This is a genomic window from Jannaschia aquimarina, from assembly GCF_000877395.1.
GTDB lineage: Bacteria > Pseudomonadota > Alphaproteobacteria > Rhodobacterales > Rhodobacteraceae > Jannaschia > Jannaschia aquimarina.
This window is the reverse complement of sequence record NZ_JYFE01000081.1, coordinates 110,983-126,633: the sequence shown is the minus strand read 5'-3', so window position 1 is coordinate 126,633 and position 15,651 is coordinate 110,983. Positions and strand designations below refer to the sequence as shown.

Below are 15,651 nucleotides of genomic sequence, written 5' to 3'. Positions count from 1 at the left end.
TCTCCCTTCTCCCTTCTCCCTTCTCCCTTCTCCCTTCTCCCTTCTCCCTTCTCCCGTCTCCCTCTGGCAAAAAACTGGAGAGGCCGCAGAAGCCGGTTCACTTTTCGGGCGAAGTCCAAGTCGGTCCTCGGGCGCCTCCGGATCGAAAAATCTGGGAGTGCGTGATGTGCATACGGGATAAGGTAGGTCGTAGCCCCGCCCCCGTGCGAAGCGCCTGCCCGATAGAGCGGCCCTGGGTGAGCATCGGATCGGAGATGCGACCCGCTTTTCGGACAAACTGCCGATTGCATCTGGGTTATGCTCTGCCTGACGGCGACACCTGGTTGGGCCGTCGAAGTCCGCAAGGCGCCTCGGCGGCAAGGGCGACCGGCTCTGTCTCGCATATCGCCGGAGGGGTTCCGGTGCGGGGACCAAGTCCTCTGTGGCAGGATGAACGGGGCGTCGAGTTCCAATTCGCAGGTCGAGCTGCTGGTCGCGGGCGGCCGTAGCCAACCGGACGGCGCGAGGCGGTCGGCCGACGTCGCACGTGCGAGGAACCGGCCGCGATGTGAACGGATCCGGCGCTGGCCTTTGTCCATACGACGGGAAGGTTCGCGAAGATCCGCCCGCCGCCGATCTCGCGATAATGGCTGGCCGTCGCGCTGTTTCACGCGGGAAGAGCGCCGTCGCAATCGGCTGGACCGACCGGAAACGGAATGCCTTCTCGACGAAAGGAAGGCTGGAGGAGGCTAGCTATCGCCACTTCCGAAACCCGTGGGCCGCAGGGCCTTTCACACTCCGCTCGTGCCGCTTCTCGGTCCGGCGGGCCGACGGGGAGGCGTGCGTTTCAAAGGATTCGCTGTGCCGAGATTTCAATGGCGGTCTCCGCGACACTGGGATCTGGCGGACCCTTTCTCGTCCACCGGACATACGCCAGAGAGAAGAGAACCGGGTCCGATCGACAGCGGTTCGATGGCTTTGGCAGGCCCGTGACGCGGCTTTGCAAAGGTGCAACAGGGCGGGCCGCGAATTTCGGGGCGCTTCATGGTTTCCGTTGCGGTTTGCCCGCCTCGTCTGACTTACATCTCGGAAGGGGTGAATTGAGGTGAACGGCAAGACGAGCGGAAGATAACCGCCGCGGCGCCGGGGACAGGACGAGACATGCAGAAAACCCGACCTGTTCGGATGTGGGCGCGACGTGCGTGTGGCCTAAGGCGGCTTTGCGCGACGGCCGGGATCCTGTCCGCCCTGAGTGCCGGGAGCGCCGCAGCCCAGCAGCAGCTGATCACGAACGGCCGGATCGACAATCATCGCGGCAGCGACATCGTCGATATCTCCGGCCCCACCTCCACCTATAGCGGGTTCAGCTACGATATCGTCAGCGCCCAGAACCGGGCCGTGATGGTCGTGGTCTATTCCGAATGGCGGGACGAGCGCGACACCCGCAATCCAGGCGCGAACACCAATCGTCGCCGGGATGTGACCGGGGTCACGCTGGGCGGCGTTCCGATGACGATCATCGGTCAAGAGACCAACGGCACCAGCACCAATACGACCAAAGACAACCAGATGACCGTGGCCATCCTGCCGGAGGCGCAATTGCCCGGCTCCGGGTCGCAGCAGGTGGTCGTGTCCTACGAGGATGGCGTGGACGAAGGATTCGGGGCCGTCATCTTCGCGGTGACCGCGCAGAACGTGGATCAAGTGACCTTGCCGGCAGCGGTCTCGTTCCGCACGGGCTGTACACCGGCATCATCGGTGATCGGTGGTTCGCTCGTGCCCGGGGCAGTGACCGCCGATCCGGGCGAGGCGGTGCTTGCGGTGTTCGGGGTCGGCGACTCGACCCCCGGCATGACGCTGCCGTCCAGCCCGTTCATCATTCCGCCCGAGCCGTCCGAGCAGCGGATCAGGTCGGCCACCGGCCCCGGCTTCACGATTGGCTATCAGCCTTACGACAACACGACGACCGCGCCGGTGACCTTTGCGGATGCGGCACAGATCTCGGGCGGATGCGACAACCGGCCGATCCAGTTCCAGACCCTGTTCCAGCCGATCGTGGTTGCGCGGGACGACGTCGTGTCCATTCGCGGCTCGAGTGGCGGCGAAGACATCCTCGATGTCCGGCAGCCGGGGGGCGGGCAGCCCGCAGACCGGATCAGGGGCGATCTGGCGACCCCTGCGAACTCGGTGGTGACAGTGGAGGATCCCGCGGATCCGATCGGTGGGTCCCCGAATGTGCCCGTGATCGACGCGGGCGGTCTGGTCGACGTCCCGCCGGGGACGCCGCCGGGGACCTATGACATCACCTACCGGTTGCGAACGCCGAACCCGGATGCGGGGCCGGGGGACACGGCCACGGTCACCGTGACGGTTCTGCCGGACCCGGATCCCCCCGTCTCTCCGCCGGCGCCGCCCGAATACGCAGCCTGCCGAGCGACGGACAATTGGAGCATCGTGGCCTATACCGGGAACGGCAGTGGGCCCACGCAGGATGGGCGCGTCACCGTCTCGGCGACGAGCCGCAACCTGGCGGGCGGCAGCCTTGCCCCCACCTTCGGCGGCTACGAGACGGATAGCCGTTACTTCGACGGACCCGAGCACGATCTCAAGCTTTCGGGCATCGGAAAGACCGAGCTTTTCGTCTCGAACGGCAACCCGTCCCGGGTGAATCGCGAATACACCCAGGTCTTCGGCGGGGACCCTGTCTTCGAAGTGCGGCAACACTGGAACAGCTTCGATCAGCTCGGCTGGGTCTTCGATCCCGCGCGCAATCCGAATGTCGGCTGGGAGTTCCTCTCGGGGAGCAACGACACCGCCAATGCGGGGACGTCGGCCAACCCGTTCCTCGTGGACGGCATCGACGAGGATCAGGACACCTCCGTGGCCGATGAGCGTCTCGACGGCGATGCGGGGTTCTCGGCGGATTTCTCCGTCCGTTTCTATAGCCGCGACGGCGCGCCCATCGAGCAGATCGTTTGGGCCCTGCGCTTCGATCCGGACAGCGGAAACGTGACCGAAGGCTTCCAGACGGCGATGGAGCTGTGCGCTGCCGCGCCGGAGATTGAACTGGTCAAGTCCGTGACCGCGCTGGAAGATACCAGCGGGGACGGCATTCGCGGCAATGCCGGCGATACGGTCCGTTACGCATTCGCGGTGACGAATACGGGCGAGGTGCCCCTGGCGGATGTCGCGGTGACCGATCCCGGCACCGGGGTCACGGGGACGATCGCCACTCTCGCCCCGTCGCAGACCGATACTGGCAGCATCACCGGGGCGCGCCTCATAGACGAGGACGACGTGACCGCGGGCCGGGTCATCAACACGGCCACTGCCACGGGGACGGTCGCGCGCGACAACGGAACCGCCGTGACCGGCGGCGCACAGGCGACGGACGCCTCGGATACGGGAACGGAGCCGGTTTTGGACGGCACGGATCCGGTCGCGATCGCCGATCCGGCCGCGACGGACTCGCCCGGCGCCGACGGGTCGACGGATGGGGATCCGAGCAACGATCCCACGATCCTGTCGCTCTTTGCGATCGACGCGATGGATGACGCCTTGGATGCGCCGCTCGCGTCGGCCGATGGCGGCACGGCGGTGCTCAATGTCCTGGACGATAACGGCAACGGGGCGGACACGGTCAATGGCGCGCTTGCGACGGTTGCGACGGTCGAGATCACGCCGGTCGGGGTTTTGCCCACGGGCTTGACCCTCAATCCGGATGGGACCGTGGATGTCGCTCCGGGCACGGCCGCTGACAGCTACAGCTTCGACTACCAGATCTGCGAGACGGCGAACCCGACCAATTGCGACGTGGCGACGGTGACCCTGTCCATCGTCGATTCAGAGATCGTCATCGAGAAGACCGCCGACACGTCGGGTGTATCGACGCCGCCCGCCGTCGGGGACGAGATCACCTATACCTATGTCGTCGCCAATCCGGGCCCGTTGCCGTTGTTCGACATCTCTGTGGCGGAGGCTTCGGCCGATTTCACCGGGACCGGCACGCTGCCCGTCCCTGCCTACGTGTCGGGCGGCGGAGATCTGGACGGGGACGGGGATGCGGCCGATCTTGCGACGGGCGAGACCGCGACCTTCCGCGCAACCTATGCGCTGACCCAAGAGGATATCGACGCGGGCGGGGTGACGAACCAGGCTACCGCGACCGGCCGGACCCGTGACGGCAATCCTGTCGAAGATCGCTCGGACGATCCGGTCGACGTGACCGACAGCGATCCGGATGCCGACGGCGATCCGGACGACCCGACGCGCATCGCGCTGACCGGCGCGGCCGGGATCGAGATCGTCAAGTCTGTCGCCGCGGCTCCGGATACCAACGGGGACGGCCTGTTCGGCGGCGCCGACGATGTGGTGACCTATGCCTTCGCCGTCTCGAACACCGGCAACGTCACCCTGACCGACGTCACCGTGACCGATCCGCTGGCCAGCGTCACGGGTGGCCCGATCACGCTTGCGCCGGGCCAGACCGACACCCGCAGCTTCACCGCGACCTACACGGTGACCGAGGCGGATATCGCAACGGGATTCGTCGAGAACCGGGCCGAAGCGACCGGGCGCGCGCCTGGCGGAGATCCCGTCACCGACACGTCCGATACCGGAACCGATCCCGAGGGCGAGACCCTCTCGAACCCGGAGCGGACCGAGACCGCCGACGGGACCGGGGCCACCGATGGCGACCCGACGAACGATCCGACCGTCCTGCGCGTGCCTTCGAACCCGTTGCCCCGACTCGACGTGGTCAAGTCGGTCGCCGCGATCGTGGATCGCGATGGGGACGACCTGACCGGTGCGGGCGACGAGGTCCGCTATGCGTTCACGGTGACGAATACCGGAAACGTGGATCTTGCGGGCGTCACCGTCAGTGATCCGCTCGTTGCGGTCAGCGGGGGGCCGATCCAGCTGGAGTTCGGTCAGAGCGACAGCACCACCTTCACCGCGACCTATATCCTGACCGACCGTGATGTCGCGCGCGGCTTTGTCGAGAACGTGGCGACCGCGACCGGCGGGGCTTCGAATGCGGATGGCGATCCGATCCGCGACCCGGCGACGGGCATTCAGTTGACGGCAAATGCGCGTTCCGATGCCGGCACGTCGCCCGTACCGGGATCGGACGGGCAGCCGCAGACCGTGGCCGATCCGGCCGGGACCGAGACCGCGAATGGCGATGGCACGCGCGACGGTGATCCATCCAACGATCCGACCGTCGTCGTCATTCCGCAGCCGGGGCTGAGCGTGGTCAAGTCGGTCGCGGTCGTGCCCGACACCAACCTGGACGGTCAGTTCGGCGGGCCCGGCGACGTGATCTCCTACGAATTCCTCGTGATGAATACCGGCAATGTGCCGCTTTCGGGCGTGACGGTGACGGATCCGCAGGTCACCCTGACCGGCGGCCCGATCGACCTTGCCGTGGGGCAGGGGGACAGCACGACGTTCCGGGGCACCTACACGGTCACATCCGCCGACATCGCGGCGGGCGGCTTCGAGAACACGGCCGGGGCCAGCGGCAATGCGACCACGCCGTCCGGAGATCCCCTCGTCGGGCCGACAGGGCAACCGATCACGGTCACGGACGTCTCGGATGCGGGCACGGACCGGACCGGCGGCGATCTGAGCGGGCCGGAAACGCAGGAGACGCCGGATCTGGGCGGCGGCACGGACGGCGATCCTGCAAACGATCCAACGGTCATCGACCTGCCGGCCAATCCCCGGCCCGCGATCGAACTGACCAAGGCTCTGACCGGGGTTGCGGATGCAAACGGGAATGGCATGGCCGATCCGGGCGAGGTGGTGACCTACGCTTTCACGGTCGCGAATGTCGGTTCCGTCGCGCTGGCCGACGTGGCCGTCGAGGATCCGCTGGTCTCCGTCTCGGGCGGGCCGGTCGATCTGCCCATCGGGGGTGAGGACGCGACGACCTTCACGGCGCGCTACACGTTGACCGAGGCCGATATTGCGCGCGGCTATGTCGAGAACACCGCGATGGCGACCGGCGCGGCCGTGAACGCCGCTGGCGATCCGCTTCTGGACCCGGTGACCCGCGAGCCGTTGGAGGCGACCGACATTTCCGATAGCGGAACCTTCGCCACGCCGGGCGCGGACGGACAGCCGCGTGCGGTCGCGGATCCGGCCGGGACCGAGACGCCCGATGGTGTCGGCGCGACGGACGGCGACCCGACGAACGATCCGACCGTCCTGGTTCTGCCACGACCTGCGATCACCGTCGTGAAATCGGTTGCCGCGATCCTCGACAGCAACGGGGACAACCAGTTCGGCGGCGAGGGGGATCTGATCCGGTACAGCTTCGTCGTCACGAATACAGGCAACACGCGACTGGCCGACATCTTCGTGGACGATCCGCGCGCCGTGGTCTCGGGCGGCCCGATCGCCCTGTCGCCCGGAGAGACCGATACCCGCAGCTTCACCGCCAGCCTGACGGTCACGGCGGCCGACATCGCGGCGGGCTTCGTCGAGAACACGGCGACCGTCTCCGGCACTGCGACCGATGCGGATGGGAGGCCCTTTACTGGTCTGGATGGCGATCCGCTGACGGCTTCGGACGTGTCCGATACCGGGACCGATGCCGACGGTGCCCCCATCGCTGATCCCGGCGCGACCGAGACGCCGGACGGCACGGGCGACGTTGACGCCGATCCCGGCAACGACCCGACCGTCGCGCGCGTCCCGGCGAGCGTCGCCCCCGCGGTCGAATTGGTGAAGTCCATCACTGCGGTCGAGGATCTGAACGGCAATGATCGTGCCGATGCCGGCGATCGCGTCACCTACGGCTTCACGGTCACGAATACCGGGAACGTCGCGCTGGGCGATCTGCGGATCACCGACCCGCTTGTCGAGGTGAGCGGTGGGCCGATCGCCCTGCGTGCTGGTGACAGCGATATGACGAGTTTCACGGCGACCTACATCCTGAGCGACGCAGATGTCGCGCGCAGCTATGTCCAGAACAGCGCCCGGGTCGATGGTACCGCACTGAGCGCGAGCGGCGCTCCAATCCTGGAATTCCCAAGCGATGGGCCAATTGGCGGAGTTCCGGTCACCGTGAGCGACGTCTCGGATGCAGGGACCCGGCCCGAGCCGGGCGACCAGGGTGTCCCCGCAGCGGTCACCGATCCGGCCGCGACGGAAACGGCAGACGGCGCGGGGGCGCGGGATGGCGATCCGACCAACGACCCCACGGTCCTCGCACTGCCGGATCCTCGGATCACGGTCGTGAAGTCCGTGGCCGCTGCGCCAGACACGAATGGCGACGGCCTCTTCGGCGGCGAGGGCGACGTGGTCGAGTACGCATTCCTCGTCCGGAACACGGGCAACGTGGCCTTGTCGGATATCCGCGTCACCGATCCTTTGGCCACGGTCGCCGGAGGTCCGCTGACACTGGCGCCGGGCGCGGCGGATGCCTCGACCTTCACCGCGACCTACCGTGTGACGTCAGACGACATCGCGCGTGGCTTCGTCGAGAACACCGCGCAGGTGACCGGGACGGCGCAGGGGCCGGACGGTCTGCCGATCGCGGCCCCCGGGGGCGGTGCGTTGACGGCCAGCGATGTATCCGACAGCGGAACCGACCCGACAGGGGCGGGCGTCCCGACCCCGGAATCGGTGGAAACGGCCGATGGCGGCGGGGGCACGGACGGCGATCCGACGAATGACCCGACGGTTCTGTCGGTGCCGTCAGGCGCGCGTCCCGAGATCACGCTGGTCAAGTCGGCAACCGGCGTCGAGGATACCAACGGGGACTCCGTCTCCGGCGGCTTCGACGACGTGGCGAGCTACCGCTTCACGGTGACCAACACCGGCAACACGGCCCTGACCGGCGTCGTGGTCACCGATCCGCTGCTGGGTGGAGAGGTCGGCCGGATCGCCCGGCTGGAGATCGGTGAAAGCGCGACCCTGACGGTGACCTACGTCATCACCTACGAGGAATATCTCGCGGGCTTCGTCGAGAACACGGCGACGGCGACGGGTCTGGCCGTGTCCGGCACCGGCGCACCGATCAACGATCCCGACACCGGAGAGCAGCTTCGCGCGACGGATATCTCTGACACGGGAACGACTCCTGACCTGACGGAGATCGACCTGCCCGGATCGACCGAGACGCCTGATGCGGAAGGTGAGACCGACAGCGACCCCGGAAACGATCCGACGGTTCTGACCGTGCCGCTGGTCCCCTCGAACGTCGCGGTGAGCGGCAAGGTCTTCCTCGATGCGAACGACAACGGGCTGTTCGACGAAGGGACGGATACGCTTCTGGGCGGCTATCTCGTCGAACTCGTCGATGAGGACGGGCGTGTTCTGGCAACGGTCCGGACGGACCGGGATGGCGCCTATGAGATCACCGGCTTCCCGGTCGGCAGCAACTACTCGATCGTTTTCTCCGATCCCGATGGCGTGACGGAAGTGGCCTCGATCTCGGGCCTGACCTTCCGGCCCGACACCGTGATCCGCGATCAGGACGCGTTCGTCGTTCAGACCAACCCGGCCGATATCCGGATCACCAAGGCCGCCCTGATCGAGGAAGTCGTGATCGGCCAGCGCGTGCCCTACGAGATCCGGGTCATCAACGACGGTGCGACGGATCTGGCGGATCTGTCCGTTACGGATACGCTGCCACGCGGCCTCGGTTTCGTGCCAGAGACCTACGCCGTGGACGGGACCGTGGTGGAACCCGATATCCGGGGCGCCACGGCGACCTTCGGCAACGTGACCGTTCCGGCGGGCGACGAGGTTCTGATCTCGCTTCAGGCGACCGTTCTGCCCGGCGCACCGACAGGTGATCTGGAGAACATCGCCCGTGCGATCGACCCGGTGACGGGGCAGGTGCTGTCGGTCGCCACGGCGGTGGTCCGGCGGATCCCCGAGGCGGTATTCGACTGCTCGGACGTGATCGGCAAGGTCTTCGACGACCGCAACTTCAACGGCTATCAGGACGACCCGCGCGACGTGAACCGGCGTCGCATCAGCGATCAGGACTTCCTCGTCGGCAAGGGCAAGCTGCCTGCGCCCGCGCTGGAAGAGCCGGGCCTGCCGAATGTCCGGCTGGTCACGCCCACCGGCACGATCATCACCACCGACGAGAACGGGCTCTATTCCGTGCCCTGCGCCGAGCTCCCCCGCGAGACCGGATCGAACTTCACGCTGAAGCTGGACGAGCGGACCCTGCCGACCGGCTACCGCGTGACGACCGAGAACCCACGGACCATGCGCCTGACGGCCGGCATCATGGCGGAGATGAACTTCGGCGCCACTCTGGGCCGTCTCGTCGACATCGACCTGACCGCCGCGGCGTTCACCGGCGAGGCGCCATCGGAGCGGTTGGAGCAGGGCGTGTTGAGACTGCTCGATGAAATCCGTGCGACGCCGTCCTTTGTCCGCATCAGCTATTACTACGACGCCGAAGGGCAGCGCGGCGCCAAGGCGCGGGTCGACGCGCTGGAGCGGCTCATCCGGCGAAACTGGCGTGGATCGGGCCGATACCGCCTGATCGTCGAGACCGAATACCGGCGGATGCAATGAGGGGCGGACCGATGATCAGACTATCTTCCACCCCCGCCACCCTCGCGCTGCTTTCGGCCACGGCGATCGGGATCGCCCTGCCGGTGCAGGCGCAGGACGCGAATTGCATGGTGCCCCTGGGCGGCGCGCTGCCTGCCGGGTGCGAAACACCGGATGCCGGCGACGTCGTGTCGATGCCGACCGGTGTGAATACCGAGCCGGAGGCGGCGCAGCCGGCGCTCTCGAATTCCGGTGGCTTCGTGCTGTCCCTGGACGGCGACCCGGTCGATGCCGATCCCACCGTCGAGGACCGCATTCGCCGGACTGATATCGCCCTGGCGCAGGCGGAGGTGCAGGTCACCTTCGATGGGCTGGAGCCCGAGCCGACGCTGGATCTGGAAATCGCGGGCGAGGCTCGTGCCTACCGCCCCGGCGATCGGGTCGAGCTTTTGAGCCAGACCAACTACCCGGCCTTCATCGAGCGCGCCGAGATGCGCATCTTCGATCGCGGCGCGACCGGTGGTCCACGGCTGCTGGCGGTGGTCCCGGTCGCTCCGAACGGACGCGTCGCCGTGACCTTGCCCGACGGCCGGGATCTGGTCGCCGTTCATCGTGTCTACGACAAGCGCGGCCGTTACGACGAGACCGGCCCGCTGCCGCTGGGATACCCGGACGATCGCGGTCTGGTGGCCGACATCGAAGAGGTCAGCGACTTCACGGCGCGGCGCGGCATCCCGATCCGGGGCGGCATGGTCACCGTGCGCGCGAAGAACGCCGCACCAGGCGCCAAGCTCTACACGCTGGGCACCGAAGTCCCGGCCAGCCCAGATGGCACGATGGTCATCCGCCGCATCCTGCCCGCGGGCGAATATGCCGTGGGCGTCGAGGTGAAGGGCGGCGCGACGCCGGTCGTCGAAAGCTACCACGACGTCGAGATCCCGGGTGCCGAATGGTTTTACGTGGTTGTGGGCGACGTCACGGTGGGCCGCTACGAGGACGGCCGCACCGGGGATAGCGAGACACGCAGCGACGGACGCCTTCAGGTCTATGTCGATGGCGAGACCGAGGGCGGGATTGGTGTCACCGCCTCGCTGGATACGGGCGAGTTCGAACTGGACGAGATCCTCGACCGCTTGGAGGACAAGGATGTCGAAGGCATCCTCGACCGGATCGAGCAGGGACTGGGCTATCCGACCTATGGCGACGATTCGACCATCGAGGACAACACCCCCACCTCGGGCCGCTTCTACCTGCGGGTCGAGCGCGAAGGCTCTTACGCGCTGTGGGGCGACTATCAGGCGCGCCTGACGGGCAATGCTTTCCTGCGCAACGAGCGGACGCTCTACGGCGCGCAGGTGCATTACGAAAGCCAGGCCACGACCGCACGGGGCGACAATCGCGTCACCGTCGATGCCTATGCCGCGCAGCCGGATCAGCTTGTCGGCCGCGACGTGTTCCGCGGCACGGGCGGCAGCGTCTACTTCCTGTCGGCGCAGGACATCGCCGTCGGCACGGAAACCCTGACCGTTGAACTGCGCGATGCGGCGACCGGACGGGTCGTGGCCCGCGAGACGCTGGTTCAGGGGCAGGATTACGACATCAACTACGTGCAGGGTGTGGTCACTCTGCGGCGGCCCCTGTCCGGTTCGGTCAGTCCCAACCTGATCCAGACAAATCCGGGCGGCGACCAGAACATCAACCTGGTCGCGCAGTACGAGTTCACGCCCGCGACCGGGGACGTGGATTCCTACAGCATCGGCGGGCGGGTCGAAGCCTGGGTGACGGACGATGTCCGCCTCGGCTTCACGATCCAGAACGAGGATACCGGGACCGCCGACCAGGACGCGGTCGGCATCGACCTGCGATGGGAGTTCGGGGCCAACAGCTTCGCTCAGCTCGACTATGCCGAAACGGACGGGCCGGGCTTTGGCACCTCGTTCTCGCTGGATGGCGGCCTCAGCCTCGACGGAGAGGACCCGGTCGATGGCGATGGCCGGGCGATCCGGTTCGAGACGCAGATGGATCTGGCCGATCTGGGCCTGAGGCAGAGCGGCATCGTCGGCGCCTATTACGAACACCGGGAAGAGGGGTTCTCGACCCTCGACTATCAGGTCGACGCCGCCACGGGCGACGAGACGATCTATGGCGTCTTCGGCCGGATCGAAGCGAACGAGCGTCTGTCCTATGCCTTCTACTTCGACCGCTACGAGAACGACGAGGACGTGGACCGGACCGAGATCGGCGCCGAGGTGGCCTTTGCGCTGACCGACCGCCTGGATCTCGCCTTGGCGGTCGAGCATCTGGAAGAGGACAGCCCGGACGAGGACGGCAACCGCACGACGGTCGGCGGTCGCCTGTCCTACGCCGTCGCGGAAGGCACCGAGATCTATGGCTTCGGCCAGTTCACCGCCGACAGCGACGGGCTGGACGATTTCGACCGCTACGGCGTGGGCGTGGATCACGATTTCCGCAACGGCTGGGAAGTCGAGGCGGAGGTGTCCGGCGGTGACGGCGGGACCGGCGCGCGCCTGCTCGCCAACTATGCCCGCGAGGACAATTCGTCCTACTACTTCGGCTACGAACTGGATCCGGGCCGCCGCGTCGATCCCGACCTGACCGGCGAAGATGGCGGGCGGTTCGTCATGGGTGGACGCCAGCAGATCAACGACGATCTCATCCTGTTCGCGGAGAACAGCTACGATCTGTTCGGCGAGCGGGTCGAGCATCTGGAAACCTACGGCGCCGAGTATCGCGCCAGCCGGTTCCTGACCTTCACGGGGTCGATCGAGGGCGGCGAGGTGAACGATGGCGTCGACGGTGATTTCGACCGCCAGGCCTATTCGCTGGGTGTCCGCTATCAGACCGAGCGGCTGACCGCGCGCGCCCGGATCGAGTACCGCGACGATGATACCGAGCGGGACGATCTGGGCGACACCGAGTTCATCTTCTTCGCCGCCGATGCCCGCTGGCAGATCAACGACGAGAGCCGGCTGCTCTTCCGGCTCGCCCATGCCGACAGCGACAGCGACGGCGAGAGCGTGGCCAGCGGCGACTATACCGACCTGAGCCTCGGCTACGCCTACCGTCCGATCGAGAACGAGCGCCTGAACGTGCTGGCGCGCTATCGCTATCTGCGGGACTTCATCGGTCAGGAAGTCGACGGGTCCGAGAATGACGGCCCGATCCAGGAAAGCCACATCTTCAGCGTCGAGGGCAGCTATGATCTGAGCCCGGTCTGGACGCTGGGCGGCAAGCTGGGCGGACGTCTGGGCAAATCCGCGGCCGGAGAGGGCGAACCGCTGGCGGATAACGATGCCTATCTCGCCGTGGTCAATGTACGAGGACATATCGTCCACAACTGGGATTTCCTGGTCGAGGGGCGATACCTCGACGCAGTGGACGCCGAGACGTCGCGCTCTGGCGTGCTGGCCGCCGCCTACCGGCACTTCGGGAACAACCTGAAGGTTGGGGCGGGATACAACTTCTCGACCTTCTCGGACGATCTTTCGGACCTGACCTACGATGACAAAGGCCTGTTCCTGAACGTGATCGCCAAGTTCTAGGCGCGGCCCGAGCCCGGCCCGGAAGCCATCCGGGCCGGTCGTCCCGATATCTGATCGTCCTGTTCGGCTCGTCTGCCGACCGCTCGCGCCCCGACGGCCGGCCGCCGGGTTCAGGCCGTCCGGGTCGGTCCGGGTCAGGATCTACGTGGGCAGGCGCTTGGAACAGGAGGACACGAAAACGTCCTCCGAGGCGCTTTCCGGCGGAGATCGACCCATCGTGACCGAATCTCCCGCAGGGCGGTTACGGCATCGTCGTGGCGGTAGGCGACCCTTCGACGATCGTTCCGCCATGGGATGTGGTGGATCCGAGATAGGCGATGGGCCTGCCATCGTCGGTGCCCATGGACGATCCCTTCACGATCACGGCGCCGCACGCAGTCTTGTCGCCGACGCGGGCGACGGGCCGGCCGTCGACGGTGGCCTTTCCGCCTTCAACGATCATGTTGGGGCCGCAGCTCGGACAGATATGCTTGTCCCCCAGACGCGCTACTGGAAGCATCCTAGCCCTCCTCGCCCTTCTGCTTGACGCATTCCTCCACGAGGGGGAGCGCGTCGCGCGCGGCGGCCTTCAGCGTCGGCACTTGCGCACCGCCGCTGCCGCCCATCGAGACCGCACCCTTGAGCCGGATCTGCGGCGCTTCCAGCGTGATGCCGGATGCGTCGATCGTGATCTTGCCGCCGGGTCCCTTGATGACGAACTTGTCGAACGCCATCAGCGTGTGGGTCTTGGTGTTGTTGGTGATCGACTTGCCCACGTTCAGCACATAGCGCGAGCCTACGGTTTCCTCGTGGTTTCGGCCGGTGCTGATCAGGTGGTCGGCATAGATGTCCTGCTTGTGGATGTTGCCGACGACATGGACGTGGTCCTTGCCGTAGCTTTCCTGCTGGTTGCGCGCGACCTGATAGATGACGTCGCGGCCAACGGTGTGGCGAGCGTCCTGGCCGATGCTCTCCGTATGGTCGCGGCCGACGCCGATGGACTTGTCGCGGCCGACGGCCTCGGACTGGTCCCGACCGATCGACTTCGCCCGGTCGTTGAGGATGTCGATCTGCTGGTCCTTCTGGCCATGCATGTAGATCAGCTCTTCGTCGCGCTGATCCTCGAAGGTGAGTTCGTTGAAGCCGGACCCTTCATGGGTGTTCGTCTTGAAGACGGACTTCGTCTTGTGCTGCGGCAGCGGATAGGGCGGTTGGTTCGCACCGTTGTAGACACAGCCCGTGACGATCGGCTTGTCGGGATCGCCAAGAAGATGCTCGACGATCACTTCCATGCCGATCCTCGGAATGATCATGCCGCCCCAGCCGCGCGACGCCCAGTTCTGCGAGACGCGGCATCGCATCGAGTAGGCGCCGTCCAGATCCCATGGGAACTGGACGAGGATCCGGCCGTATTCGTCGCAATCTATCTCTCCCTCGCCCACGACGAGCGCGGTCTCGGGGCCCTGGATCCGCGGCAACTGGGTGCGTCTCTCGGGCCGCAGGGGCGTGGTGACCGGCATCAGCACGTAATCGCCGTCATAGGCCCGTTCGTCCCCGGACGCCTCACCTGTCCCATAGGCCTGGGCGCGGAAGCGGTGCTGCGCCTTGAGGCACATGAAGGTGTTGCCGGTCACGCCCGGGACGTCGTCGCCGGACACGGTGACCCGGGTTCCGGCAGCCAGACCGGCGACGTCACCAGAGGCGTGGTGCCGCGGAGCCTGGCCCCGCTCTTCCTCGACGCGGCGCGCGACGACCCCGGTACCTTCGCCGCGATTGAGATAGTCGCCCGGCCAATCGAAGCTTTCGACGTCGCCCTTGGCGTGGGACACGCCGCCGAGGCTGTCGACCTCCTGCGCGGCGTGGGGCGTCTTGAAGTTGTATTCCGTCAGGCGAACGGCGCCGGTCGTGATGCGCTCCCCGGCGAGCCAGAGGCGGAAATGCTCCTCCTCGGACATGTGGTGGCCTTCGAGCCCGTAATACGGACGCTTGCCGCCCTCGATCTCATCCAGGGCGTCGATGTCGTCGGTCACGACCAGGGTGTGGCTTCCCTCCGTGTGGGTCCAGAACCAGGACAGACCGTGACGCTCCATCTGGCGCCGGGCGAAGTCCGCGTCGCTCTCACCGTATTGAACCGTGTATTCGAGGATCGGATAATCGCCGGTCAGGCGAAAATCGAGATGGGGCTCGCCCAGGTCCGAGTAGTCCGCAAGCACTTCCTGCAGGATCTGGTCCACGCTTCGATCGTGGAAGATGCGCTGGTTGCGCCGCAGGCTTGCGACGTGCAGCCATGGTCTCAGCACGAGGTCGTAGCGAAAGCCGTTCTCGGTCGAGCCGCCGGCCGAGGCCTCGCAGACAATTCCGTCGAAGGAGCGCGTGCCGCCCGACATGTCGATCTCGACCGTGGCATGGCTTCCGAGAAGGCCGTGCAGGTCGAGGCCGGGCGTCTTGCTCAGGGCTTCGACCCGCCATTCGAAATCTCCTGACATCTCTTCGGAGCCGTCGAAGCGAAGGAGCACAAGCTGGTCCGGGCCGAAAGACGTCGTCAGACGGCCCCGGCGATTGGTCTGTAGAAAGGGAGCGTTCATAAATCCGACCTCAAACG

General features: G+C 66.6%; 4 protein-coding genes. 2 read left to right on the top strand and 2 right to left on the bottom strand.

All coding sequences use genetic code 11. From position 1 onward, the window contains the following. The first annotated feature begins 1,140 nt into the window (after positions 1-1,140). Together jaqu_RS20245 and jaqu_RS21815 are read left to right on the top strand one after the other, a co-directional pair. Positions 1,141-9,528, top strand: coding sequence for a DUF7507 domain-containing protein (locus tag jaqu_RS20245; RefSeq protein WP_084630088.1), 8,388 nt, complete (start codon positions 1,141-1,143; stop codon positions 9,526-9,528). Between the two features lie 11 nt (positions 9,529-9,539). Further along, a complete protein-coding gene (locus tag jaqu_RS21815) occupies positions 9,540-13,070 on the top strand; it encodes a TonB-dependent receptor (protein WP_052501093.1) in 3,531 nt (1,176 codons plus the stop codon). A gap of 241 nt (positions 13,071-13,311) precedes the next feature. Here the strand turns inward: jaqu_RS21815 and jaqu_RS20235 are convergent, their stop codons facing one another. Further along, positions 13,312-13,569, bottom strand: coding sequence for a PAAR domain-containing protein (locus jaqu_RS20235; RefSeq protein ID WP_043920859.1), 258 nt, complete (start codon positions 13,567-13,569; stop codon positions 13,312-13,314). 1 nt (position 13,570) lies between these two features. Continuing rightward, positions 13,571-15,634: a type VI secretion system Vgr family protein gene (locus jaqu_RS20230; protein WP_043920858.1), complete on the bottom strand. Its 2,064-nt coding sequence runs from the start codon at positions 15,632-15,634 to the stop codon at positions 13,571-13,573. Positions 15,635-15,651 lie beyond the last annotated feature (17 nt).

Bases quoted from the DNA above. Each gene is read 5' to 3' on its own strand.
- jaqu_RS20235 (WP_043920859.1), bottom strand. From the start codon at position 13,569: ATGCTTCCAGTAGCGCGTCTGGGGGACAAGCATATCTGTCCGAGCTGC.
- jaqu_RS20230 (WP_043920858.1), bottom strand. From the start codon at position 15,634: ATGAACGCTCCCTTTCTACAGACCAATCGCCGGGGCCGTCTGACGACG.
- jaqu_RS21815 (WP_052501093.1), top strand. From the start codon at position 9,540: ATGATCAGACTATCTTCCACCCCCGCCACCCTCGCGCTGCTTTCGGCC.
- jaqu_RS20245 (WP_084630088.1), top strand. From the start codon at position 1,141: ATGCAGAAAACCCGACCTGTTCGGATGTGGGCGCGACGTGCGTGTGGC.